Raw genomic sequence first — 23,509 nt, 5'->3', positions numbered from 1 at the left:
TAGAACGTCTTCGAGGCCTCGACGTCGGCGACCGGCACTCCCAGGTGGTCCAGCATGGCCGGGACCCTAGGTGACGGCACCGACAACGGTGCGGGCGTCGTCCCGTCACCCAGGCCGCCGGCCCGGCGGGGTCCCCGAGGCGCGCCTTCGCCCGCGTCAGCGCTCGCGCACCCACCGGGTGAGCAGCGTCGAGCCGGCGTGCAGCAGCGAGGCCAACCGGTAGTCGCGCGGGTCCACCCCGGCTCCCGTGACCACCCGGTCCGCGCCGCCGGCCACCAGCACCGGGCTCGTCGTCAGGCACAGCTCGTCCAGCAGGTCCGCCTGCGCCAGCGCGCCGAGCAGGGACGGCCCGCCCTCGCACAGCACCCGGGTCAGGCCGCGCCCGGCCAGCTGCTCCAGCGCCGCGGCCAGGTCCACCCCGCCGTGGTCGACGTGCCCGGCCAGCAGCACCTGGTCCGCCCCGGCCGTGCCGCGGGCCCGCCGCACGGCCTCGTCGTCACCGTCGGCCATCACCACCAGGCCGTGGTGGGGTCCGTCGAACATGCCCTGGCCGGCCTCGACGTCACCGGAGCGGGTGACCTGCACGACCACGGCCGCCTCGGCGCTGCCGCGCTCCCGTCGTCGGTCCTGCAGGTCCGGGTGCGGCCGGGCCGGACCGTAGCCCTCGGTGCGCGCGGTCCCGGACCCGACCAGGACCGCGTCGGCCAGGCCCCGCAGCACCCGGAACACCTCCCGGTCGACGTCGCTGCTGACGCTGCCGGAGCGGCCGTCGTCCCCGGCGACCGCCCCGTCCAGGCTGGCCACCATGTTGGCCCGCACCCAGGTGGCCCGACCCGGCGCCGGCTCGGGCCAGTCGTAGGCCGCGGCCAGCGCCGCGACGTCGGACCGGTCGAGCCGCGCCGGGTCGTGCGCCCCCGGGCCCAGCAGGACGTCCAGGTCAGACACCGGCCTTCTCACGCACCTGCCGCTGGATCCGGCCGAGCATGCCGGACATGCCCCGCAGCCGCAGCATGCTGACGGCCCGGTCGAGGCCGAGCCGGTCGGGGACGTCGTCGGGCACGCTCAGCACCCCTTCGGCGTCCAGGCCCGTCATGCCCTCGGCGAGGATGGCCGCGAAGCCACGCGTGGTCGGCGCCTCGCGCGGGGCGCTCAGGTACACCTGCACGGGTGCCTGCGGGCCGCGGCCGTCGACCTCGACGTGGACGAAGACGGGGGACTGGCACTCCGGCACCGGCTCCATCAGGTCCTTGTGCTCGGCCAGGTGCGGCGGCAGGTCGGGCAGGCCGTTGGCGAACTCGAGCAGCAGCTCCAGGCGCTCCCGCTCCTCCAGCGCCTCGAAGTCCTCCACCACGGCGTCGAAGCGCCCGGGCAGCCCGCTCACGCGGCCCCCGGCTCCTCGCCCTTGACGATCGGGACGCGCACGGCGTTGCCCCACTCGGTCCAGGACCCGTCGTAGTTGCGGACCTTCTCGAAGCCCAGCAGGTGGGTCAGGACGAACCACGAGTGGCTGGAGCGCTCGCCGATGCGGCAGTAGGCCACGACGTCGTCGCTGGGGGACAGCCCCTTCTCGCCCTGGTAGATCGCCTCGAGCTCCTCGCGGGTCTTGAAGCCGCCGTCGTCGGCGACCGCGCGGGCCCACGGCACCGACTGCGCCCCGGGGATGTGGCCGCCGCGCAGCGCGCCCTCCTCGGGGTAGGCCGGCATGTGGGTGCGCTTGCCGGTGTACTCCTCGGGCGAGCGGACGTCGACCATCGGCTTGCCGATGTGTGCGACGACGTCGGGCATGAACGCGCGCAGGGTGGCGTCGTCGCGCTCGACCACCGGGTACTCGGCGGCCGGGACGGTGGGGGCGTCGGTGGTGTAGGCCCGGCCCTCGGCCTCCCACTTGGTGCGGCCGCCGTCGAGCAGGCGTACGTCGGCGTGGCCGAACAGGCTGAACACCCACAGGGCGTACGCGGCCCACCAGTTGTTCTTGTCGCCGTAGACGACGACGGTGTCGTCGCGGCTGATGCCCTTGGCCTTCATCAGCTCGGCGAAGGCCGCCCCGTCGACGAAGTCACGGGTCACCGGGTCGTTGAGCTCGGTGTGCCAGTCGATCTTGACGGCACCGGGGATGTGGCCGGTCTCGTAGAGCAGGACGTCCTCGCTGGACTCCAGGACGACCAGGCCGGGGGTGCCGATCCGTTCGGCGAGCCAGTCGGTGGTGACGAGGCGCTCGGGGTGGGCGTAGGCGGCGAGCCGGGCTGCGGTGTCGTGCTCGATGGGCACTGCGTCTCCTTCGTCGGTGCGGCTGGTGCGTCCATCCTGCCAACTCCGGCGGGCGCCGCACGCTTCCCGTAGCGTGCTGCCTCGTGCGTGCAGGGTCGGGGCGGCTGGTGGACCGCCACCCGTCCCTGGACCGGGACCGCGTGCTGGCGGACCTGGTGCCCCCGCCGCGGTTCGCCCAGGCCCGGTTCGCCACCTACGAGCCGGACCCGGCCCAGCCGTCGCAGGCCGCCGCACGCGCCCGGCTGGAGCGCTTCGCGGCCGCCACCGGCGCGGGTGCCGACGACCGCGGCCGGGGCGGGGGGCTGGCCCGCCTGCTCGGCCGGCGGGACACCTCCCGCGGCGGCACGGCCGACGCGGCGCAGGGCGTCTACCTGGACGGCGGCTTCGGCGTGGGCAAGACGCACCTGCTGACGGCGGCCTGGCACGAGGCGTCCGGGCGGCGGTACTACGGCACGTTCGTGGAGTACACCAACCTGGCCGGGGCGCTCGGCTTCCGCGGGGCTGTGGCCGCGCTGTCCGGCGCCGACCTGGTCTGCATCGACGAGTTCGAGCTCGACGACCCCGGCGACACGGTGCTCATGGCCCGGCTGCTGCGGGAGCTGGCCGACTCCGGCACCCGGCTGGCGGCCACGTCGAACACGCTGCCCGACGCGCTCGGCACGGGCCGGTTCGCGGCCGACGACTTCCTGCGCGAGATCCAGGCCGTGGGCCGGCTGTTCGAGGTCGTCACGGTCGACGGCGAGGACTACCGCCACCGCGGCGCCCCCCGGGCCCCGGTCCCCGCCTCGGCCGACGAGGTCGCCGCGCTGCGCTCCCGGGACGGGGCCACGGTCGACGACTTCGGCGCGCTGTGCGAGCACCTGGCCACCGTCCACCCGAGCCGCTACGGGACCATGCTGGACGGTGTGCAGGAGGTCGGCTGGTCCGACGTGACGGCCCTGCCGGACCAGAACGTCGCGCTGCGCCTGGTGGTCCTCGCCGACCGGCTGTACGACCGGGGCCTGCCGCTGCTGACCTCGGGCGTGCCGCTGTCGGAGCTGTTCACCCCGGAGATGCTGGCCGGTGGCTACCGCAAGAAGTACCTGCGCGCCCTGAGCCGCCTCACCGCCCTGGCCCGCGAGCCCCGCCCCACCTGACCCCGAGCCGCCGCCCTTGGACCTGCCGGCCCCGGCCGGCCGCCCTGCCCCGCCGCCCGGTCCCCCCGGCCGCCCGGCCCGGCCCCGCCGAGAAGGCCGGATCGTCTCGGTTCGGGCCGCTGTGCGTGCTGATCCGGCCTTCTCGGCGAAGTGGGGAGGCCGATCCGGCCTTCTCGGCGGACCGGTGCCGGGGAGGCTGTGCCCACCCCGGGCGTGCGCCGAGAGGGCCGGATCGTCGCGGTCCGGGCCGCTGGGTGAGCTCATCCGGCCCTCTCGGCGAGGTGGGTGGGCTGATCCGGCCTTCTCGGCGAGGTGGGCGAGGTGGGGTGGGTGGGTGCGCTGATCGCGGCTAGGGGTGCAGGCGGACGAGGGCGACGCCGGGGCCGTCGACGACGACGGTGTGGCCGTCGGCGCGGGCCGGGCCCCAGTGCCGCTCGACGTGGCCGCCACCGTGCAGCGGGACGCGGGTCTCGCGGGCGGCGAGGACGACCACGACGCGCCAGGAGCCGCGGTGCACGACCAGCCACTCCGGCCGCTCGTCGTCGCGGTCCTCGTCGGGCGGGCCCGCCTCGAGGTCCACCGAGGCCAGGTCGTCGTCGCGCAGGTCGGGCTCACGACGGCGCAGCGCGGCCAGGTCCCGGGTCCAGGCCAGCAGGCCGGCGTGGGTGCCGTGCTCCTCCTCGCCCCAGGGCAGGACGGACACGGCGCGGGTGGCGGGGTCCTGGGGGTCCGGGACCTCGTCGGCGTCCCAGCCGTGCGAGGCGAACTCCCGGCGCCGGCCCTCGCTGACGGACCGGGCCAGGTCGGGGTCGCCGTGGTCGGTGAAGAACTGGAACGGCTGCCGGGTGCCCCACTCCTCGCCCATGAACAGCATGGGGGTGAACGGGGAGGTCAGCACCAGGGCCAGCGACGCCGCGACCTCGCCGGGCGACATGCCGGCCGCGGGCCGGTCACCGGTCGCCCGGTTGCCCACCTGGTCGTGGTTGGACGCAAAGGCCAGGAACCGGTGCCCGGACACGCCCTCGGGCACGCGCGCGCCCCACGTCCCGCCGCGGAACGACGAGTGGCGCCCGGCGTGCCAGAACGCCTCCCGCCACACCGTCCGCAGCACCTCGGGGCTGCCGAAGTCGGCGTAGTAGCCCTGGCGCTCGCCCGTCAGCAGGGCGTGCAGGCTGTGGTGGACGTCGTCGTCCCACTGGGCCGTCATGCCGAGGCCCCCGTCGGCGGTCGGGGTCACCATGACGGCGTCGTTCAGGTCGGACTCGGCGACCAGCGACAGCGGCCGGCGCAGGCCGTCGGCCAGCGCCGCCGTCTCGTCGGCCAGCTGGGCCAGGATGTGCCGCGGGCTGTCGTCGACCATGGCGTGCACGGCGTCCAGGCGCAGCGCGTCGACGTGGAAGTCCCGGAACCAGCGCAGCGCGTTGTCGCAGATCCAGCGCCGCACCTCGGCCGCGTGCTCGGTGTCCAGGTTGACCGCCTGGCCCCACGGCGTCTCGTGCGCGTCGGTGAAGTACGGCCCGAACACCGAGGTGTAGTTGCCGGCGGGACCGAGGTGGTTGTAGACGACGTCGAGGCTGACGGCCAGGCCGCGGGCGTGGCAGGCGTCCACCAGGCGCTGCAGGGCGGCCGGGCCGCCGTAGGGGTCGTGGACCGCGAACAGGTGCACGCCGTCGTAGCCCCAGCCCCAACGACCTGGGAACGCCGCCACCGGCATGAGCGCGACGACCTCGACCCCGGCGGCCACCAGGTGGTCGAGTCGGCCGACGGCCGCGTCGAGGGTGCCCTCGGGGGTGAACGTGCCCACGTGCAGCTCGTAGTGCAGCGCACCGCGCACGTCGCGCCCGCGCCAGCCGTCGTCGCCCCAGTGGTGCGTCGAGGGGTCGAAGAGCCGGCTCGGCCCGTGCACCCCGAACGGCTGCCAGGCCGACCGGGGGTCCGGGACGGGGTCGCCGCCGTCGACCGAGAACAGGTAGTCGCTGCCGTGGCCGGCCCCGCCGACGGCCAGGTGCCACCAGCCCCCGTCGGCCCGGTTCATCGGCTTGACGGTGCGCTGGCCGTCGTCCGGGCCGGTCGCGTCCCGGACCAGGACGAGGTCGACGGCGCCGGCCGAGGGCGCCCAGACGGCGAAGGTGTGGCTCATCGGGGACGACCCTGCCACGCGCCGACCGGCGAGGCGAAACCCTGCCGGGTGAACCGGCTGTGGGCCCCGTCACGCCCGAGCGGTCGCGGCCTCACGTCCGCCGCAGCAGGGCCACCGGCAGGACGTCGAGCAGCTCGGCCAGCGCCGTGCCGCCGCCCGGCCAGGTGGTGCCGGTCAGCACGTCCTCCCACCGCCCGTCGGGCAGGTGGACGGTGTGCCGGCCCCAGCCGCCGAGCCGGTCCAGCTCGCCCGGCCGGCGGGTCACCACCAGCACCACGTCGGCGTCACCGGCCCGGCCCCGCGCGAAGGCCAGCGCGTTGCCGCTGGAGGTCGCCACGGGCTCGTAGCCGGCGTCGGGACCCACGAAGGCCCTCGGTCGCTCCCGACGCAGCCGCAGCGCCCGGGAGGTCAGCAGCAGCTTCTCGTCGTCCAGGTCCCGGGCCGCCCCGCCGGAGTCCAGGTGGGCCAGCCGCGCCCGCCGGTCGTCGTAGTCGACCGCGCGCCGGTTGTCCGGGTCGACCAGCGACCGGTCGACGACCTCGGTGCCCTGGTAGACGTCGGGCACGCCCGGCAGCACCAGCTGCAGCGCCTTCTGCGCCAGCGTGACCGCCCGGGTCCAGGGCTCGATGCCGGCCACGAACGAGTCGAGGTCAGCGCTCAGCGCCTCGTCGCCCAGCACGCCGCGGGCGAGGTCGGCCACGGCCTGCTCGTACGCCTCGTCCGGGGCCGTCCAGGTGGTGCGCGTCTTGGCCTCGCGGGTGGCCTTGGTCAGGTAGCCGAGCAGGCGCTCCTCGCTGATCGGCCAGGTGGCGACCAGGGTCTGCCAGAGCAGCAGCTCGGTGTCGCCGTCGACCAGGTCACCGGTGCGGTGACCGGCGGCCGCCTCGTGCCAGCCGCGCACGGCCTCGACCCAGCGCTCGGGGTCCTCCACGGCCGCGACCAGCCGGGCCCGGGCGTCCTCGCTGCGCTTGGTGTCGTGGGTGGACAGCGTCGTCATGGTCGACGGCCAGGTCGTGGCCTGCGTCTCGGCGAAGGCGTGCAGCTCCTCCGGCGTCAGCCCGAACCGGGAGGGGTCACCGCCGACCTCGTTGAGCGCGACGAAGCGCTGCCAGCGGTAGAACGCGGTGTCCTCCACGCCCTTGGCCATCACCGGGCCGCAGGTCTGCTGGAAGCGGACGACCAGCTCGCGGCGGCGAGCCAGGCCGGCCACCCCGCCCCGGTCGTCGCCCTCGGTGCCCTCGGCCCCGTCGGCCCCGGGCACCAGGTCCCGGCCCAGCACCAGGTCCACGACCAGGTCGAGGGTGGCCTGCCGGTCCTCGGTCAGGTTCGCGCTGGCCCGGTGGGCGGCCTCCGACACCACGGCCACGGCCTCGGCGTCCGGCGCCTCGCCCGGCACGACGTAGGCGCGGTAGCGGTCCATCGCCACCAGCAGCTCGGTGACGGCGTCCTCCAGCGCCCGACGGGTGTGGTCGCGCAGGTGGACGTCGTCGGCGCAGATCTCGACCAGCAGGTCCACCAGGCGGTGGACCTCGGCGTACTGCCCGCCGTGCACGACCTCGCGCTTGGCGGTGTCCACCAGCTGGTGGAAGTCGTCGCCCAGGGAGCCCTCGCCCAGCTCGGCGTGCAGCAGGGTCAGCGGCGCCTCGGCGGACGGGTTGACCAGCACCCCGGTGATGCGGCGCAGCGTGTCGTAGCCGGTGGTGCCGTCGCACACCCAGTCGGTGGGCAGCTGCTCCTCGCCCTCCAGGATCTTCTCCACCACGACCCAGGGCCGGTCGCCCTCCGGCCCGCGGGCCGCCGCGAGGCGGGCCAGGTAGCCGCGCGGGTCGGCCAGGCCGTCCGGGTGGTCGATCCGGAACCCGTCCAGGACGCCCTCGGCGTGCAGGTCCAGCAGCACGCGGTGGGTGGCCTCGAACACCTCGGGGTCCTCCACACGGACCGCGGCGAGGGTGTCCACGTCGAAGAAGCGGCGGTAGTTCAGCTCCTCGTCCGCGACCCGCCAGTAGGCCAGCCGGTACCACTGCCGGTCGACGAGCTCGGCCATCGGCAGGTCCTCGGTGCCCGCGCGGACCGGCATGACGTGGTCGTAGTAGCGCAGCACGGTCTCGGTCCGCATCGCCCCGTCCTCGCCCACGGGCACGTCGGCGGTGTCCAGGGTCAGCTCGCCGGCGTCCAGGACGTCACCGATCCGGGCGCCCAGCAGCGGCATCAGCACGGCGCGCTGCGGCACGGTCCAGTCCACGTCGAGCCAGCGGGCGTAGGGCGAGCCCGGCCCGTCGCGCAGCACCGACCACATGGCGCGGTTGTGCCACAGCGGGCTGGGCACGTCCATGTGGTTGGGGACGACGTCGGCGATCACGCCGATGCCCCGGGCGTGCAGCGCGTCGGCCAGCGCCCGCAGGCGCTCCTGGCCGCCGAGCTCGGTGTTGATGCGGGAGTGGTCGGCCACGTCGTAGCCGTGGGCGCTGCCGGGGGAGGCCTGCAGCACCGGGCTCAGGTACGCGTGCGAGACGCCGAGCGCGTCCAGGTGGTCCACGACGGCCAGGGCGTCGTCGAAGCCGAACTCCGGCCGCACCTGCAGCCGGTACGTGCTCAGCACCGGCCGGGCCGCCGGGCCGCCGGCTGTGCTCACGCCTCGCCCCGCTTGTCGCTGCGCAGGACCACGACCGAGCGGGCCTTGACGTCGCGCGTCGCCCCCGGCTCCAGGTGCGGCAGCGCCTCGGCGTCGCGCTCGCTGGACAGCCGGGCCGACTCCGCGGACCCGGTGTAGGAGTGCGTGCGCGGCGGCAGGTGCTCGAGGTCGCCGGTGTCGACGACCACGTGCCAGCTGTGCCCGTACTCCTGGCCCGGGAGCGTGAACGGCAGGTCGTGCGGGGACGCGTTGAACAGCATGAGGAAGCTGTCGTCGACGATCCGCTCGCCCCGGGCGTCCGGCTCGTGGATGGCGTCGCCGTTGAGGAACACCATGACCGACTGCGCGTAGCCGTTGTTCCAGTCGCCGTCGTCCATCCGGCGCCCGTCCATCTTGAGCCAGGCGATGTCGTCGGTGACGTGACCGTCCTTCTCGGCCGCGGCGGTGTCGGGGCTGCCGGTGCCGGAGAAGAACCGGCGACGTCGGAACACGGGGTGCCCGTGGCGCATGGCGACCAGCCGCCGGGTCCACTCCAGCAGCATCTCCTGGGACTCGTCGAGGTCCCAGCCCATCCAGGTGATCTCGCTGTCCTGGGCGTAGCCGTTGTTGTTGCCGCCCTGGCTGCGGGCGATCTCGTCGCCGTGCGCGATCATCGGCACGCCCTGGCTCAGCAGGAGCGTGACCAGGAAGTTGCGGTGCTGCTGCTCGCGCAGCGCGACGACCTGGGAGTCGTCCGTGGGGCCCTCCACGCCGCAGTTCCAGCTGCGGTTGTGGCTCTCGCCGTCGTTGTTGTCCTCGTTGTTGGCCTCGTTGTGACGCTCGTTGTACGACACCAGGTCGCGCATGGTGAAGCCGTCGTGGGCGGTGACGAAGTTGATGCTGGCGATCGGCTTGCGCCCGGAGTGCGCGTACAGGTCCGAGGACCCGGTGATCCGGCTCGCGAACTCGCCGAGCGAGCCCGCCTCGCCGCGCCAGAAGTCGCGGACGGTGTCGCGGTAGATGCCGTTCCACTCCGTCCACAGCGGGGGGAAGTTGCCGACCTGGTAGCCGCCCTCGCCCAGGTCCCACGGCTCGGCGATCAGCTTGACCTGGCTGACGACCGGGTCCTGCTGGATCAGGTCGAAGAAGCTGGACAGCCGGTCGACCTCGTGGAACTGCCGGGCGAGGGTGGAGGCCAGGTCGAACCGGAACCCGTCGACGTGCATCTCGGTCACCCAGTAGCGCAGCGAGTCCATGATCAGCTGCAGCACGTGCGGGTGGCGCATGAGCAGGCTGTTACCGGTGCCCGTGGTGTCGTAGTAGTGCTTCTCGTCGCCTTCCACCAGGCGGTAGTACGCCTTGTTGTCCAGGCCGCGGAAGGCCAGCGTCGGGCCCTTCTCGTTGCCCTCGGCGGTGTGGTTGTAGACCACGTCGAGGATGACCTCGATGCCGGCGGCGTGCAGGGCCTTGACCATGCCCTTGAACTCCTGCACCTGCTGGCCGCGCTGGCCGGTGGCGGAGTACTCGTTGTGGGGCGCGAAGAAGCCGATAGTGTTGTAGCCCCAGTAGTTGCGCATCCCCTTCTCCTGCAGGTGCCCGTCCTGGACGAACTGGTGCACGGGCATCAGCTCGACGGCGGTGACCCCCAGGTCGCGCAGGTGGTCGATCATCGCGGGGTGCGCCATGCCGGCGTAGGTGCCGCGGATGGACTCCGGGATGCCGGGGTGCAGCTGGGTCATGCCCTTGACGTGGGCCTCGTAGACCACGGTCTCGTGGTACTCCAGCCGCGGCGCGCGGTCGTTGCCCCAGTCGAAGTACGGGTTGACGACGATCGAGTGCATGGTGTGCAGCCGCGAGTCCAACCGCTGGATCTTGTTCTCGTCCTTGCCGAACCGGTAGCTGTGCAGCGACTCGTCGGCGTCCGTCATGCCCTCGATGGCCTTGGCGTACGGGTCCAGCAGCAGCTTGCTCGGGTTGTAGCGCAGGCCCTGCGACGGGTCGTACGGCCCGTGCACGCGGAAGCCGTAGCGCTGCCCGGGCTGCACGCCGGGCAGGTAGCAGTGCCAGACGAAGCCGTCGACCTCCGGCATCTGGATCCGCTCGCGCTCGCGCCGGGCGTCGTCGAGCAGGCACAGCTCGACCTTGGTCGCCCCCTCGGAGAAGACGGCGAAGTTGGTGCCGCTCCCGTCGTACGTCGCGCCCAACGGGTAGGGGTGACCCGGCCACACATCCATCACAACTGCATCCCTTCGACCCCGCCCGGACGTCCGGGCGGGCTGTTCATTGTCCACGCCCCGGCGAGCACCGCACGCCGTGGGGACCGAGCGGGGCCGCCAAGGGCAGGTGGGCTCAGGCGTCGCCGAGCGCCCGGTCCACGACCAGGGCCGTCTGGCGGGCCCCGAGCGGGAGGGTGCCGAGCCCACGGGTGCCGGCCCCGTCCAGCCGGGCGGCCAGGTAGGCCTCGGCCACGGGGCTGGGGCAGGCCCGGACGACCAGGCAGGCCTGCAGCGTGACGGCCAGCCGCTCGCTCAGCCAGCGGGCGGCCCCCTGCACCGCCGCCAGGTCCTGCCGTGCCTCGCTGCCGGCGGTGCGCAGCAGGTCGACGCAGCCCGTGACGGCGGCGTCCAGGCGCGGGTGCCCGCCGCGGGAGCGCTCGCACTCGGCCACGAAGGCCTCGACGGCGTCGGCGTCGTCGGCGACCACGCGGACCGCCTCCAGGGCCAGGCCGCTGCCGGTCGCCCCGGCCAGCACGGCCGAGGAGTCCCGCAGCAGCCGGGCCACGTCCGAGTCGTCGTCCCAGCCGGCCCCGCCCAGGCACTCCAGCGCCTCGAGCGCCACCTGCGGGGCGCGCCGCGACGCCCAGGCCGCCCCGACCGGGGCGGCCAGGCGCAGCAGGGCGGCCGCCTCGGCCGCGTCACCGGTGCCGGGCCCGCCTGGGGCGCCGGGGCCGCCGTCGGGGTGGGCGGCGTCCGTGGCCGCGGCCAGGTGCAGGGCCAGCACGGTGGCCGCCTCGGACTCCACGGCCAGGTCGGCCAGCAGGGTCCGGGCCAGGGGGGCGGTGTCCAGCGGGCCGCCGGGGACCACGCGGTGCCGGGCGTGGTGCCCCACCCGGGACAGCAGGGCCCGGGCGTCGGCGGCCGCCAGCACGGTGGCGTCCAGCGACCGGGCCGCCTGAAGCGCCTGCAGCGGCGAGGCACCGGGTCCGGAGTCCAGCCGGACCGCCCAGGCCGCGTCCAGCTCCAGGTCGCCGACGACCCAGGCCCGGTAGGCGTGCCCGGGGCGAAGCCGCTGCGTGCGGACCCCGTTGGTCGACCCGTCGTCCAGGCGCCGGGGCAGCAGGAACACCCCGGTGCCCTGCTCTGTCGTGGCGGTGACCAGGAGCGCGTCGGCGTCGGCGTTGCCGGCGAACCACTTGCGGCCGCTGAGCCGCCAGGTCGGACCGCCCTCCACGGGGCCGCCCAGCGCGCGGGTGGCGGTGGTGGCCGGCGACGACCCGGGGGCGGAGCTGCTGCGCTCGGTCACGGCCACCCCGGCGCTGCAGCCCGGCTTGGCCGCCGCCCGGCGGGAGCCGGTGTCCAGGCGCCGGGAGGCCAGCCGCGGCAGCCACTGCGCGGCCGCCGGGCTGTCCACGAGCGCGGCGGCGGCGGCGTAGTGGGTGCTCAGGGCCATGGCCGAGGAGCCGGACGTCTGCGCCCACAGCAGCAGCCCTGCGGCGCGCGCCAGGTGGGCGTGGCCCTCGCCGGCCGCCTGCCACGGCCGCCCGGCCAGTCCCGCCTCGGTGCCCTGGCACTGCAGCTGCGACCAGCCCGGGTGGGTGAGCACGCGGTCCACCCGCTCGCCGCGGCCGTCGAAGGCCTGCAGCCGGGGCGGGGAGGCCTCCACGGCCTCGGCCAGCGCCCGCTGCGCCACGGCGCCGACGTGCCGGCCCAGCTCGTGCAGCCCGGGGAGCAGGGCCGGGCCACCGTGCCGGCGGACCGCGTCGAGGAGGGCCTGGTCGGCCGCCGCCAGGTCCGTGTCGCCGACCGTGGGCAGGACCTCCGGGCTGTCGGCACCGCGGTTGCGGGTCGCCGCGGCCTGGCGCAGGTCGATGACGGTCTCGTCCTGGCGGGGGCGTCGGGTGCGTCGGTCGTCAGGGACCACGGCGCACCCACCTCCCACCGAAGACAACGGGCCGCAGGCGCCTCCCTGGGCCCGGTCGGGACGAGGGTTCCCGGGCGCCCGGGGCAGTGGGTCGAACCCTAGACGACCGGGCGGCTCCGCCACGAGGGCCCCAGGACCCAGAGATATTGCAGTAGCAACCATAAGTATCTACAGTGACTGGCATGACTTCGTCACCGACGCCCCCGTTGCTCGAGCTCCGTCAGGTCTGCCGGTGGTACGGCAGCGGGACCGCGCGCTTCGACGCCCTGACCGACGTCTCGCTGAGCGTCGCCCACGGCGAGGCGCTCGCGGTGGTGGGACGCAGCGGGTCCGGCAAGTCGACGTTGATGCACGTCGCCGCCCTGCTGGACCGCCCCGACGCGGGGACGCTGCTCGTGGACGGCCAGGACGCGGCCCGCCTGACGGTCCGCCAGGTCGGGGCCCTGCGCAACCGTCGCTTCGGCTTCGTGTTCCAGCAGTTCTTCCTGGACCCCGGCGCCTCGGTGCTGCAGAACGTCGTCCTGCCGCTCACCATCGCCGGGGTCCGGCCCGCCGAGCGCCGGCGGCGGGGGATGGAGCTGCTGGAGCAGTTCGACCTCGCGGACAAGGCCGGCAACCGCGCGACCGCGCTGTCGGGCGGGCAGAAGCAGCGGGCCGTGCTGTGCCGGGCCCTGGTCGGCCGGCCGGACGTCGTGTTCGCCGACGAGCCGACCGGCAACCTGGACTCCGCGACGGGCGCCGTGGTGGCCGACGAGCTGTTCGCCCTCAACGCCGAACGCGGCATCACGCTGGTGCTGGTGACCCACGACATCGACCTGGCCGGTCGCTGCGACCGCCAGGTGACGGTCAGGGACGGCCGGCTCGAGCAGCACGAGGCGGTGGCGGCATGAGGACCGGCGACCTGGTGCGGACGGCCGTTGCCAGCACCCTGCGCAGCCGGCTCCGCACCACGCTGACCGTCCTGGCCCTGGTGGTCGGGGCGTCGACCCTGACCCTGACCACGGCCCTCGGGGCGGGGGTCACCGACTACGTCACGCGCCAGGTCGACGCGCTCGGGGCGCAGGACGTGCTCGTCGTCACGGCCACCGCCCAGGCGGGCGGCGACGGCCCCACCCGCTTCGACCCCGAGCGCTCGACCGGCGCGACGGGTGCCGCGGCGGGGCCCCTGCCCGGCGCCGGGGCCGCCGGGGCGCTCACCGACGCGGACCTCGCCGCCCTCGCCGAGGTCGACGGGCTGAGCGACATCGAGCCGCTGAGCACCGTGACGGTGGACTGGGTGGCCGCGGCGGGCTCGACGGACCGCTACGAGGTGTCCGTGGCCCCGACGTCCTCGGTCGCGCGCTCGGACCTGGCGGCGGGGGAGCAGCTGGACCGCGGCGGGGCCCGGCCGCAGGTGGTGCTGCCCGTGGACTACGTCGGACCGCTCGGGCTGGGCGGGGCGGAGCAGGCGGTCGGCGCCAGCGTGACCCTGGCCGTGACCGACGTCCTGGGGCAGCGGCACGAGGTCGACGCCACCCTGGTGGGGGTGTCCAACCCGAGCCTGCTCGCCGCGGGGGCCGGCGCCAACGACGCGCTGGTAGACGCGCTCGCCGACCTGCAGGCGGCCGGGGTCGAGCAGCCCGCGCGCTACGCCGTGGCGACGGCCCGCTTCGACGAGGACCTGGACGAGGCGCAGCTGACGGCGCTCAAGGACCGGGTCGCCGAGGCCGGCATGACCGGGCAGACCGTCGCCGACCAGCTGGGCATAGTGACCACGGTGATCGCCGGCATCACGGGCGTGCTCAGCGCGTTCGCGGCGGTGGCCCTGTTCGCGGCGGCCTTCGGCATCGTCAACACCCTGCTCATGGCCGTGCAGGAGCGCACCCGCGAGATCGGCCTGATGAAGGCGATGGGCATGAGCAACGGCCGGGTGTTCGCCCTGTTCAGCCTCGAGGCCGCGTTCATCGGCCTGCTGGGCAGCGGTCTGGGGGCCCTGCTGGCCATCGGCGTCGGCACGGGCCTGAGCGCGACGCTGGCCGACGGCCCGCTGGCCGCCCTCGGGGGCCTGCAGCTGCTGGTGTTCGAGCCGCTGTCCGTGCTGGGGGTCGTCGCCCTGATCGTGGTCATCGCGTTCCTGGCCGGTACGCTCCCGGCGCGCGCCGCGGCCCGGAAGTCGCCGATCGACGCGCTCCGCTACGAGTGACGCAGGAGGCCACGTGCAGCCGGCCCGCAGCAGCTCCCGCAGCAACGCCCGCGGCCGGGCCACGGCCCGTCGGATCGAGGCCGCCGCGGTGCGTCTGGCCACCGAGCACGGTCCCGACGCGCTCACGGTGGACGCCGTCTGCGTGGCGGCCGGCATCAGCCAGCGGACGTTCTTCCACCACTTCCCCACCAAGGAGGACGCGCTGCTCGGCCTCGACCTGCCCGTGCTGGACGAGGAGCGGGTGCGCGACTACCTGAGCGACCCCCGGATCGGAGTGCTGTCGGGCGCGGTCTCGCTGGTCCGGCTGCCCGAGGGCTCGCCGGCGGACGCGGCGCTGGAGCTGGCGCGGCTGCGGCTGGTCGCGGCCTCGCCCGCGCTGTACCGCCGGCAGGGCGAGCGGCTGCTGCCGCTGCTGCACGAGGTGCGGGGCCTGGTGCTCACCCGGCTGCGGGCCGGCGCCGGCGACGACGAGCGGCCGGAGGACCTCGAGCGCCAGGCCGACCTGGTCACCGCCATGGGCGCCGCGCTGATGCAGGCCGTGGGCCACCGCGCCGTCGCCGACGGTGCCCGACCGACGGCCGCGGCCGCGGCCACGAGCCTGGAGCTGCTGCGCCCGGTCTGGGGGCGGCTGCTCTAGGCCGCCGCAGGGCCGCGCCCCGGGATGACAGCCGTCTCACGGGCCTGCCATCGCTGTCTCACCAGCGCTGCGGACAGTGGCCTCACCGCGCCACCGCCGGCCCGGCCCCCCACCGAAGGGCTCCGTCATGCGAAACCACCTCGCCGCCGCCGCCGCCGTCCTCGCCGTCCTCGGCGCCTCCCTGCTCACGGCCACCCCCGCCCACGCCGACGAGCGGACCTGCCGCGGCTCGCTCGGCGCCGTCACCGTGGACAACCTGCGGGTGCCGTCGGGGGCGACCTGCACCCTGACCGGCACCAAGGTCAAGGGCACCATCACCGTGCAGGGCAACGCCACGCTCCGGGCGAGCAAGGTCAACGTCGTCGGCAACATCCAGGCCGAGGGCCACACCCGGGTCAACGTCGCCTCCAGCACCGTCGGCGGCAGCATCCAGCTCAAGCAGGGCAAGGCGGCCGACCTGCGCAGCAACCGGGTGACCGGGGACGTGCAGTCGTTCACGAACCGGGGCACCCAGGTCATCTCGTCCAACCGCATCAACGGCAACCTGCAGTGCAAGGAGAACTCGCCCGCCCCCACCGGCACCGGCAACGTCGTCGGCGGCAACAAGGAGGACCAGTGCCGGCGGCTGTGAGAAGGCCCCGCTGAGCGCGTCGTCGGTCGGGCCCTACCCCGGGGCCCGACCGTCGTGCGCGGCCACAGCGAGCCCGAGGCCGCGGTCGTCGTCACCCGGCTCCCGCATCTGGTTGGTCACGTAGGCCACCACCATCCGCGCCGCCGGGTCGACCAGCACGAGGGAGCCGCCCCAGCCGCCCCAGCCGAGCGCGCTGCCGAACAGCGCGTACCCCAGGCCCCAGGACGTCCGGACGCCCAGGACCCGGTCGACGCCGTCGACCTGGACCTGCCCCGCCACCTCGCAGCCGGCGGGTGACAGCACCCGGACCCCGGCCGAGGTGCCGGCGCAGGCGAGCAGCGACTGCACCTCGGCGACGGACCGGGCGTTGCCGAAGCCGCTGGCCGCGGGGATCTGCGCGCGCCGCCACGCGACGCTGTTGCCGTCGCGCACCCGCACCGGTTCGACCCCCGCAGGCAGGGCCGCGCCGACGGCTGCCGCCGCCGCGTAGTCCTCGTCGTGCCCGGGCGGGGGCACCGTCCGCGCGACCCGGTGGTCGTGCGCCGCGGGCAGGCCCAGGTGCAGGTCCGCGCCCAGGGGACCGGCCACCTGCTGGGCGAACACCTGCCCCACGCTCAGTCCTGTCACGCGCCGCACCACCTCACCCACGAGGAACCCCTGGGTGAGGGAGTGGTAACCGGACTCGGTGCCGGGTTCCCACTGCGGGGGCAGGGAGGCAAGCCGCGAGGTCACCGCGGCCCAGTCGTACAGCTGGTCGACGGGACCGACCCAGTCCGGCAGGCCCGCCGAGTGCGACAGCAGGTGGCGCACCAGCACCGCCTGCTTGCCCGCCCGGGCGAACTCCGGCCAGTACCGCGCGACGGGGGCGTCGAGGTCCAGCTCGCCCCGGTCGGCGAGCAGCAGGGCGACGAGCGCCGTCATGGTCTTGGTCACCGACCACAGGTCGGTGATGGTGTCCCGTCGCCACGGGAGCGTCCGGTCGGCGTCGGCGAAGCCGCCCCACACGTCCACCACCGGCTCGCCGTCCACCAGCACGGCCACCGAGCCCCCGACGTCCCCGCCCGCCAGCAGCAGGCCGAGGCCGTCCGCCACGGCCTGGAAGCGTTCGTCGCAGGAGCCCTGCACGTCGACCACGGGGCCATCGCAACCCTCCGGGGCGGCCGCGGCAACCGGTTTGCCGGGTCGGGGCCCGGTTCACCCGGTGCGGGTGGGTGCGTCGCGCGCGTAGGCCTCCAACCGGTCCGCCAGCTCGACCGGACGGCTCAGCGCGACGCAGTGGCTGCCCGGCATCTCGTCCGGCACCAGACCGAGCCGCTCGGGCACCAGGCGCCGGAACAGCTCGGCGGGGAAGAACCGGTCGTCGCGGCACAGCAGGAACCGGGTCGGCACGTCGGGCCAGCGGCCCAGCGGCCAGACCGCCGTGGTGGCCGCCGGTGACGGGTGGGCCCGCTCGCGCGCGAGGGCCTGGTCGGCCAGCTCCCGCGGCACGTCGTGCAGGAAGGCGACGTAGGGGTCCTCGTGGCCGGTGAGCCCGCCGTCCCGGCCGGCTTGCGCGGTCACCGCGTCGCCGTAGCCGACGGCGTCCCACCACTGCGCCGGCGCCTCCCCGGGGGCGGGGACCATGCCGGCGAGCAGGACCAGGACCCTCGTGGGCAGCCGGTCGGCCACCAGCGGGGCGGTGAAGCCACCGAAGGAGTACCCGACCACGACCACCTCGCGGGGCTCGCCCACGGCCCGGAGCACGGCGTCCGCGTAGTCCACCAGGGTCAGGGAGTCGTCGTCGGCGGGCAGGTCCGGGACCACCACGTCGTGCCCGCGCGTCCGGAGCTCGGCCGCCACCAGGTGCCAGGACCAGCCGTCGTCCCCGGCCCCGTGCACCAGGACGAACGTGCTCACCGCCACCACCTCCGCCTCCGGGCCGTCGGCCGGGCCGTCGGCCGGGCCGTGCGGCCCAGCATGGCGCCGTCGTCCGCGGTGCGCCACGGTCCGCGCCGCCGGCCGCTGCCGGCACAACCGCTGGTCCGTCGGCAGGGCGGCTGGGACAGTGGCCACATGCTCGACGACGAGACCCTGCAGCGGCTCGACTCGACGTTCCGGTCCTGGGTGGACCGGCGCGACCTGGCCGGGACGGTGCTGCTGACCCAGCGGGGACGCACGCTGCTCGAGGGCTGCTACGGCCCGGCGGACCGGGCCACGGGCACCCCGGTCACGTCCCGCACCCGGTTCGGGCTGGCCTCGGTGACCAAGATGATGACGGCGGTGGCGACGGTCGACCTGCTGCGGCGGGACCTGCTGACGGGCCTGGACCGACCCGTCGTGGACCTCCTGCCGCCGTCGCGCCGGCCCTCGACCCTGCGCGGCGACGTCACCGTGCACCACCTGCTCTGCCACACCTCCGGGATCGCCGACTACTGCGAGGAGGACGAGGACCACCCGCGGTACTGCGAGGACTACGGCGCCCTGTGGGACGACCGGCCCAGCTACCGGATGGAGCGGCCCGACGACTTCCTGCCGATGTTCGCCGACCTCCCGCCGGACCGGGCCCCCGGGGTCCGGTACCAGTACTGCAACGCCGGCTTCGTTCTGCTGGCGCTGGTCCTGGAGGAGCTGACCGGCCAGCCGTTCGCCGACTTGGTGCAGGAGCGGGTCCTGGTGCCCGCCGGGATGACGGCCAGCGGCTTCCTGCGCCTGGACGAGGCGCACCCCGACGTCGCCGTGGGGTATCTGCCGCGCCGCTCGCCGCAGGAGCCCTGGCGCTCCAACGTCTACCGGGTGCCCGTGGTCGGCGGCGGGGACGGGGGGATGCTGGCGACGGCCCGGGACCTGGACCGCTTCCTGACCGCCTACGACGACGGCACCCTGCTGGGCGGGCTGCGGGACCTGCTGCTGCAGCCGCACGCGGACACGGGCGACGCGGGCTACCGCAGCGGCTACGGCGTGCACCTGGCCCCCGACGGCCGCTTCGGCCACGGCGGCGGCGACCCCGGGGTGGAGTGCGCCGTCAGCCGGTCGCCGGAGCAGGGCGTCAACCTCGTCGTGCTGTGCAGCATGGAGGGGGCGTTCGACGACATGTGGACCTCGCTCAGGCAGGCGTGGGTCGGCTGAGCCGCCCGGCGGCTCACGTCGCCCGGACGTGCGCCGCCCGTGTGAGGCGGGCCACAACGGCCTCGGCTTGAGCCTGCCCTCGGGGCAGGGCGTCCGATGGTCGGGTGGACACCGGAACCGAGAGAACCAGGCCCGACCGGCCACCGCTGCCGGTCACCGGCGTGGCTCCCACCGGAACATGCGGGTGGCCAGGGCGACGGCCACGACCACCCAGCCCGCCGTGGGGGCGAGCAGCAGCAGCGAGTCGGCGACCGGGGTGCCCCCGTTCCACGCCTGCACGACCAGCTCGGTGGCCGACCCGCCGGGCAGCAGCCGCTTGAGCAGGCCCAGGTCCTCGGTACCGGTGATCGCCACCCAGTTGGCCACGGCGATGACGCCCAGGCTCAGGGGCAGGGTGGTGACCTGGGCGTGCTCGGGGGAGCGGGTCACCCCGGCGGTGGCCACGCCGAGCGCGAGCATCATGAGGAACGTCGCCACCACGGCGAGCAGCAGCAGCGGGATCCGGGCCGGGGTGCCGGTCAGCGCGGCGAACACGCCCAGCAGCACCACGACCTGCAGCAGCGAGATGAGGCTCACCGGCAGCAGCAGGCCCGACAGGACCGACCGGTCCCCGGCGGCGGTCGAGCGCAGCCGCTTGAGGAACAGGTTCTGGCGTCGCGCGGCCAGCGTCGTGACCGTGGTGGCGTACAGGGTGAACGCCGCGATGGTCATCAGGATCACGGCGCCGATGTAGCCGAGGCTGCCGATGCGCTGGAACACGTCGCGCTGCGCGATGAAGAACACCGCGGCGGCGACGGGCATGAGCAGGCTCGCGACCAGGACGGCGCGGTTGCGGAGGAGCTGCAGCAGCTCGCTGCGGGCGATGAGCAGCATGGTGGCGGCCTCGTCTCTCTCAGGATCCGGTGGGTTCGGCGTCGACGGCCCGGAACACGTCGTCCAGGCGGGTGGGGGCGGCCTCGAGGCCCTGCAGCTCGACCGCGTGGGCGTCCGCCCAGTTGAGCAGCTGCTTGAGGTCACGCTGCAGCTCGAAGGTCTCCAGCAGGTAGGACCCGTCGGCGGCCGGGGTCAGGCCCGCCGGAGCCGGCGCCGGCGACGGCAGCCGGAAGCGGATGGACGCGGGCAGCGACCGGACGAGCTCGGCGACGGTGCCCTGCCGGCGGAACACGCCCCGGTGCATCAGGCCGATGCGGTCGGCGCGCTGCTGCGCCTCCTCCAGGTAGTGGGTCGTCAGGACCACGGTCGCGCCGTCCTCGCGCAGCTGCTCCACGGCCGCCCACAGCGCGTCGCGGGACGCGATGTCCAGGCCCGTGGTGGGCTCGTCGAGGATCAGCAGCTCGGGGCGGCCGTAGACCGCGGTGGCGAAGTCCAGCCGGCGCTTCTCGCCGCCGGACAGCTGCGACACCATCGTGTCGGTCTTGTGGCCCAGGTCGACGACGCCCAGCACGCGCTGCGCGGTGTCCCGGCGCCCGGTCAGGCGCCCGATCAGCTCGACGGACTCCAGCACGGTCAGGTCGGGGGAGAAGCCGCTGTCCTGCAGCATGATGCCCGTCCTCGGTCGTACCGTCCGCCGGTCCGAGGGGCTGCGGCCGAACACCCGGACCGTGCCCGAGGACGCCGGGCGGTGCCCCTCGACGACCTCCATGGTCGACGTCTTGCCGGCGCCGTTGGTGCCGAGCAGCGCGTACAGCTCGCCCCGCTGGACCTCGAAGGACAGGCCCCGGACGGCGTGGAAGTCCCCGTAGCGCACGTCGAGGTCCTCGACCGCGATGACGGCCCCGGAGCTGCGGGGACCGGCCGCGACGTCCGTCTCGGCGGCGGTGGTGGTGCTGCTGCTGGTGTGCTGGCTCATGGTGGCGGCTCCACGTGCGGTCCTCAGGGCGGTGGGACAGGTCACCGGTCGGTGCCCCACGGCCATGGGAAGCCCTGCCCCAAGGGCAGGCTCAAGCGCCGACCGGTGTGAGGCGTGTCACCCTCACGCGCCGGCGCTCCCGCCCCCCGACGTGTTCACGCTCCCGGCGCGGCTGCGCTCAGCGGCGGCGTCGGCCCGGACGGTCCCGCTGCGCCAGCAGCGACCGGCCCCAGGCGCCTGCCCGCTCCAGCTCGCCGTCCAGCAGAGGGCCGGCCGAACCGGCGACGTAGAAGCTCTGCGTGTCCAGGACACGGCCCAGGTGACGACGCCGGACCTGCCGCGCCGCCGCCTTCGCGGCCGATCCGGGGGTGTGGCGCATCGACCCCACCCGGCTGTCGAACGTCGCCACGTCCACCGGGTCGTGGTCCGGCAACCGGTCCAGCCACTCCCGGATGCCCACGTCGAGCCCGGCCACCGGCGCGCCCTGGGCTGCGGCGTCGTGACGCGTGCGGGCCCGGCTCATCGAGAACGCGTGCGTCGGCCCGCCCACCACGAGCAGGTCGACGTCCGGCGGCAGGGTCGTGGGTGCGTCGGCCACGTCCACGACCCGGGCGTCGTCACCGAGCTGCGCGGCGACGGCCTGCGCGACCTGCCGGGTGTTGCCCCACATCGACTCGACGACCAGCAGCGTGCTCACGTCCGTCTCCCGTCCTCGCCGTCCCGCGGCCATCCTCGCGGCGGCGGCGGGACCGGTCCGGGGACCTAGGTCCCGGGCCCGGCGCACCCGGTCCGCGCCGTGCTGGCCGCCTCGGAGGTGGTGCGCCGTGGCCGACGACCCGGTGTGGATCGCCGTGGTGGCGTGGATGCTGCTCGGCTCGGTCCTCGCCGTGCCGCGCGCCCGGGCGCGTAGGACGATCACCGCATGGGTGCCAGAGCAGCAGTCCTCGTCACCGGCACCGAGGTGCTGACCGGCCGGGTGGCCGACGCCAACGGCCCGTGGCTGGCCGAGCGGCTTCGCGAGCTGGGGGCCGACATCGGCGCCGTCACCGTCGTGGGCGACCGGCCCGAGGACCTCGCCTCGGCGCTGCGCCACCTGCGCGCCGGCCACGACCTCGTGGTGACCACCGGCGGGCTCGGCCCGACCGCCGACGACCTGACGGTCCAGGTGGTCGCCGACGTCCTGGACCGCCCGACGGTCGTCGACGAGGCGCTGCAGGGGCGGATCGCGGCGGTGGTGGCGCGGTTGTCGACCGCCCGCGGCTGGAGCGCCACGTCACCCGGGATGGTCGCGGGCACCCGCAAGCAGGCGCTGGTACCGGCCGGGGCCCGGGTGCTGGAGCCGGTGGGCACGGCTCCCGGTCTGGTGCTGCCGGGGGACGCCGGCGGCCCGCCCGTCCTGGTGCTCCCCGGCCCGCCGTCGGAGCTGCAGGCCATGTGGCGGGCCGCCCTGACCGACCCGGTGGTCGCCGCGGCGCTGCGGCTCGGCGAGCCGGTGTCGCTGCGGCAGGAGACCGTCCGGGCCACCGGCCTGCCCGAGGCGGAGCTGGCCGACCTGCTGCGCGGGCACGAGTCCGACCACGGCCCGCTCGAGGGGGCGGGCCTGGAGGTGACGACCTGCCTGCGCGACGGCGACCTCGAGGTGGTCACCCGGTTCCGGCCCGAGGCGGACGCCGCGTACGCCCGGCTGGTCGGGTCGCTGCAGGAGCACTTCGGGACGGCCGTCTACAGCACCGACGGGTCGACCCTGGACGAGGTCGTCGCCGCCGGGCTGCGGGCGCGCGGGTGGACCGTCGCCACGGCGGAGTCCTGCACCGCGGGGCTGCTGGCGGGCCGGCTCGCCGACCTGCCGGGTTCCTCCGACTACCTCGTGGGCGGGGTGGTCGCCTACCGCGACCAGGTCAAGACGGCCGAGCTCGGCGTCCCGGCGGACCTGCTGTCGGCCCACGGGGCGGTCAGCGAGCAGGTGGCCGTGGCCATGGCGCGCGGGGCCCGCGCCCGCTTCGGCACCACCCTGGCGGTGTCGGTGACGGGTGTCGCCGGGCCCGGGGGAGCCCGGCCCGGCAAGCCGGTCGGCCTCGTCCACGTCGCTCTGGCCGGCCCGGACGGCACCGAGCACCGCGAGCTCCGGCTGGGCGGCGGGCGTGCGCAGGTGCGAGCCCGGACGGTGACGAGCTGCCTGCACCTGCTGCGGTCGCTGCTCTGAGGCGGCCGGGTTCCGTGGGGAAGGGCACCGGGCGAACCCGTCCTGGCGTCGGAGGCTGCTCGGGGGACACATGCTGCTGTGGGTGAACGGCGCGTTCGGCGCGGGCAAGACGACCGCGGCGGAGGGGTGTGCGGCCACGCGGCCGGACACCCGGGTCTTCGACCCGGAGCTCGTGGGGTTCCTGCTGCGACGCCTGATCGTCGAGCCCGTGGACGACTTCCAGAGCCGGCCGGCCTGGCGGGCGCTCGTGGCCGAGACCGCGGTGCAGCTCCAGGCCCACTACGGCGGGGACCTGCTGGCGCCGATGAGCCTGCTCCACCGTCCGTGGGCCGAGGAGGTCTTCGAGCGGGTCGCGGCGGCCGGGGTGGTGCAGGGCCACGTCCTGCTGCACGTGGCGGAGCCGGAGCTGCGCCGCCGGATCGAGACCGACGAGGTCGAGGCCGGTGCGCGGCAGTGGCGTCTGGACGCCGTCGCCCGCTACCGGGCCGCGGAGCCGTGGCTGCGGACCCGGGGATGGGTGCTGGACACGACCCGCACGCCACGGGCCGAGGTGCAGCAGCAGATCGGGGCCTGGCTCGACGCGGCGTGAGCTGGCCTTTACCCGCCC

The 23,509-nt window shown here is 75.2% G+C and carries 20 protein-coding genes; 8 read left to right on the top strand and 12 right to left on the bottom strand.

All coding sequences use genetic code 11. The features are described from left to right. Positions 1-156: 156 nt before the first annotated feature. From SJY06_RS15485 to SJY06_RS15475, 3 genes are read right to left on the bottom strand one after another with little or no spacing between them, the layout of a single operon-like run. Positions 157-945, bottom strand: coding sequence for a dihydrofolate reductase family protein (locus tag SJY06_RS15485; protein WP_380168436.1), 789 nt, complete (start codon positions 943-945; stop codon positions 157-159). Next, positions 938-1,381 (bottom strand): SufE family protein, encoded by a 444-nt coding sequence (locus SJY06_RS15480; protein WP_380168435.1) that lies wholly within the window; start codon positions 1,379-1,381, stop codon positions 938-940. The genes SJY06_RS15485 and SJY06_RS15480 overlap by 8 nt, the downstream gene beginning before the upstream one ends. After that, a complete protein-coding gene (locus tag SJY06_RS15475; protein ID WP_380168434.1) occupies positions 1,378-2,268 on the bottom strand; it encodes a sulfurtransferase in 891 nt (296 codons plus the stop codon). The genes SJY06_RS15480 and SJY06_RS15475 overlap by 4 nt, the downstream gene beginning before the upstream one ends. Before the next feature lie 83 nt (positions 2,269-2,351). Between SJY06_RS15475 and zapE the strand changes: the two genes are divergently transcribed. Further along, entirely contained in the window at positions 2,352-3,404 is a 1,053-nt protein-coding gene (zapE, locus tag SJY06_RS15470) for a cell division protein ZapE (protein ID WP_380168433.1), read from the top strand. Positions 3,405-3,753: 349 nt separating this feature from the next. Here the strand turns inward: zapE and treZ are convergent, their stop codons facing one another. The 4 genes from treZ to SJY06_RS15450 form a co-directional block, all read right to left on the bottom strand. Next, positions 3,754-5,544, bottom strand: coding sequence for a malto-oligosyltrehalose trehalohydrolase (gene treZ / locus SJY06_RS15465; protein ID WP_380168432.1), 1,791 nt, complete (start codon positions 5,542-5,544; stop codon positions 3,754-3,756). Between the two features lie 91 nt (positions 5,545-5,635). Then, positions 5,636-8,176: a malto-oligosyltrehalose synthase gene (treY, locus tag SJY06_RS15460; protein ID WP_380168431.1), complete on the bottom strand. Its 2,541-nt coding sequence runs from the start codon at positions 8,174-8,176 to the stop codon at positions 5,636-5,638. After that, positions 8,173-10,389 (bottom strand): glycogen debranching protein GlgX, encoded by a 2,217-nt coding sequence (glgX, locus tag SJY06_RS15455; RefSeq protein ID WP_380169718.1) that lies wholly within the window; start codon positions 10,387-10,389, stop codon positions 8,173-8,175. Before glgX ends, treY begins: the two co-directional genes overlap by 4 nt. A gap of 115 nt (positions 10,390-10,504) precedes the next feature. Then, positions 10,505-12,295 carry an acyl-CoA dehydrogenase family protein gene (locus tag SJY06_RS15450; protein ID WP_380168430.1) on the bottom strand — a complete coding sequence of 597 codons (1,791 nt, stop codon included), beginning with the start codon at positions 12,293-12,295 and terminating at the stop codon, positions 10,505-10,507. A gap of 182 nt (positions 12,296-12,477) precedes the next feature. Between SJY06_RS15450 and SJY06_RS15445 the strand changes: the two genes are divergently transcribed. From SJY06_RS15445 to SJY06_RS15430, 4 genes are all read left to right on the top strand, one after another. Continuing rightward, the gene (locus SJY06_RS15445; protein WP_380168429.1) at positions 12,478-13,185 is read left to right on the top strand and encodes an ABC transporter ATP-binding protein; all 708 of its coding nucleotides are present in this window, start codon (positions 12,478-12,480) and stop codon (positions 13,183-13,185) included. Next, complete coding sequence (locus tag SJY06_RS15440) at positions 13,182-14,477, top strand: ABC transporter permease (protein ID WP_380168428.1); 1,296 nt, start codon at positions 13,182-13,184, stop codon at positions 14,475-14,477. Before SJY06_RS15445 ends, SJY06_RS15440 begins: the two co-directional genes overlap by 4 nt. 13 nt (positions 14,478-14,490) lie before the next feature. Then, entirely contained in the window at positions 14,491-15,114 is a 624-nt protein-coding gene (locus SJY06_RS15435) for a helix-turn-helix domain-containing protein (protein ID WP_380168427.1), read from the top strand. Positions 15,115-15,241: 127 nt separating this feature from the next. Then, on the top strand, positions 15,242-15,745 hold the full coding sequence (locus SJY06_RS15430) for a hypothetical protein (protein WP_380168426.1): 504 nt from the start codon (positions 15,242-15,244) through the stop codon (positions 15,743-15,745). A 33-nt stretch (positions 15,746-15,778) separates the two neighbouring features. Here SJY06_RS15430 and SJY06_RS15425 read toward each other — a convergent pair whose 3' ends face one another. Together SJY06_RS15425 and SJY06_RS15420 are read right to left on the bottom strand one after the other, a co-directional pair. Then, positions 15,779-16,879 (bottom strand): serine hydrolase domain-containing protein, encoded by a 1,101-nt coding sequence (locus tag SJY06_RS15425; protein ID WP_380168425.1) that lies wholly within the window; start codon positions 16,877-16,879, stop codon positions 15,779-15,781. 60 nt (positions 16,880-16,939) lie between these two features. Beyond that, complete coding sequence (locus SJY06_RS15420; RefSeq protein ID WP_380168424.1) at positions 16,940-17,641, bottom strand: alpha/beta fold hydrolase; 702 nt, start codon at positions 17,639-17,641, stop codon at positions 16,940-16,942. Positions 17,642-17,797: 156 nt separating this feature from the next. Between SJY06_RS15420 and SJY06_RS15415 the strand changes: the two genes are divergently transcribed. Next, positions 17,798-18,850: a serine hydrolase domain-containing protein gene (locus SJY06_RS15415; protein WP_380168423.1), complete on the top strand. Its 1,053-nt coding sequence runs from the start codon at positions 17,798-17,800 to the stop codon at positions 18,848-18,850. A 153-nt stretch (positions 18,851-19,003) separates the two neighbouring features. Here SJY06_RS15415 and SJY06_RS15410 read toward each other — a convergent pair whose 3' ends face one another. The 3 genes from SJY06_RS15410 to SJY06_RS15400 all read right to left on the bottom strand — a co-directional run bounded on the left by SJY06_RS15410 (position 19,004) and on the right by SJY06_RS15400 (position 21,396). Further along, on the bottom strand, positions 19,004-19,723 hold the full coding sequence (locus SJY06_RS15410) for an ABC transporter permease (protein WP_380168422.1): 720 nt from the start codon (positions 19,721-19,723) through the stop codon (positions 19,004-19,006). A gap of 19 nt (positions 19,724-19,742) precedes the next feature. Then, positions 19,743-20,699 (bottom strand): ABC transporter ATP-binding protein, encoded by a 957-nt coding sequence (locus tag SJY06_RS15405; RefSeq protein WP_380168421.1) that lies wholly within the window; start codon positions 20,697-20,699, stop codon positions 19,743-19,745. A 178-nt stretch (positions 20,700-20,877) separates the two neighbouring features. Continuing rightward, the gene (locus SJY06_RS15400; protein WP_380168420.1) at positions 20,878-21,396 is read right to left on the bottom strand and encodes a flavodoxin family protein; all 519 of its coding nucleotides are present in this window, start codon (positions 21,394-21,396) and stop codon (positions 20,878-20,880) included. 225 nt (positions 21,397-21,621) lie between these two features. Here SJY06_RS15400 and SJY06_RS15395 point away from each other — a divergent pair, with 225 nt between their 5' ends. Together SJY06_RS15395 and SJY06_RS15390 are read left to right on the top strand one after the other, a co-directional pair. Next, positions 21,622-22,902 carry a competence/damage-inducible protein A gene (locus SJY06_RS15395; protein WP_380168419.1) on the top strand — a complete coding sequence of 427 codons (1,281 nt, stop codon included), beginning with the start codon at positions 21,622-21,624 and terminating at the stop codon, positions 22,900-22,902. Between the two features lie 70 nt (positions 22,903-22,972). Further along, a complete protein-coding gene (locus SJY06_RS15390) occupies positions 22,973-23,491 on the top strand; it encodes a hypothetical protein (RefSeq protein ID WP_380168418.1) in 519 nt (172 codons plus the stop codon). The last annotated feature ends 18 nt before the right edge of the window (positions 23,492-23,509 follow it).

It is taken from the genome of Jannaschia sp. R86511, assembly GCF_042466345.1.
Classification (GTDB): domain Bacteria; phylum Actinomycetota; class Actinomycetes; order Actinomycetales; family JBBAYJ01; genus Aquipuribacter.
This window is presented reverse-complemented; position numbering and strand designations above follow the sequence as displayed.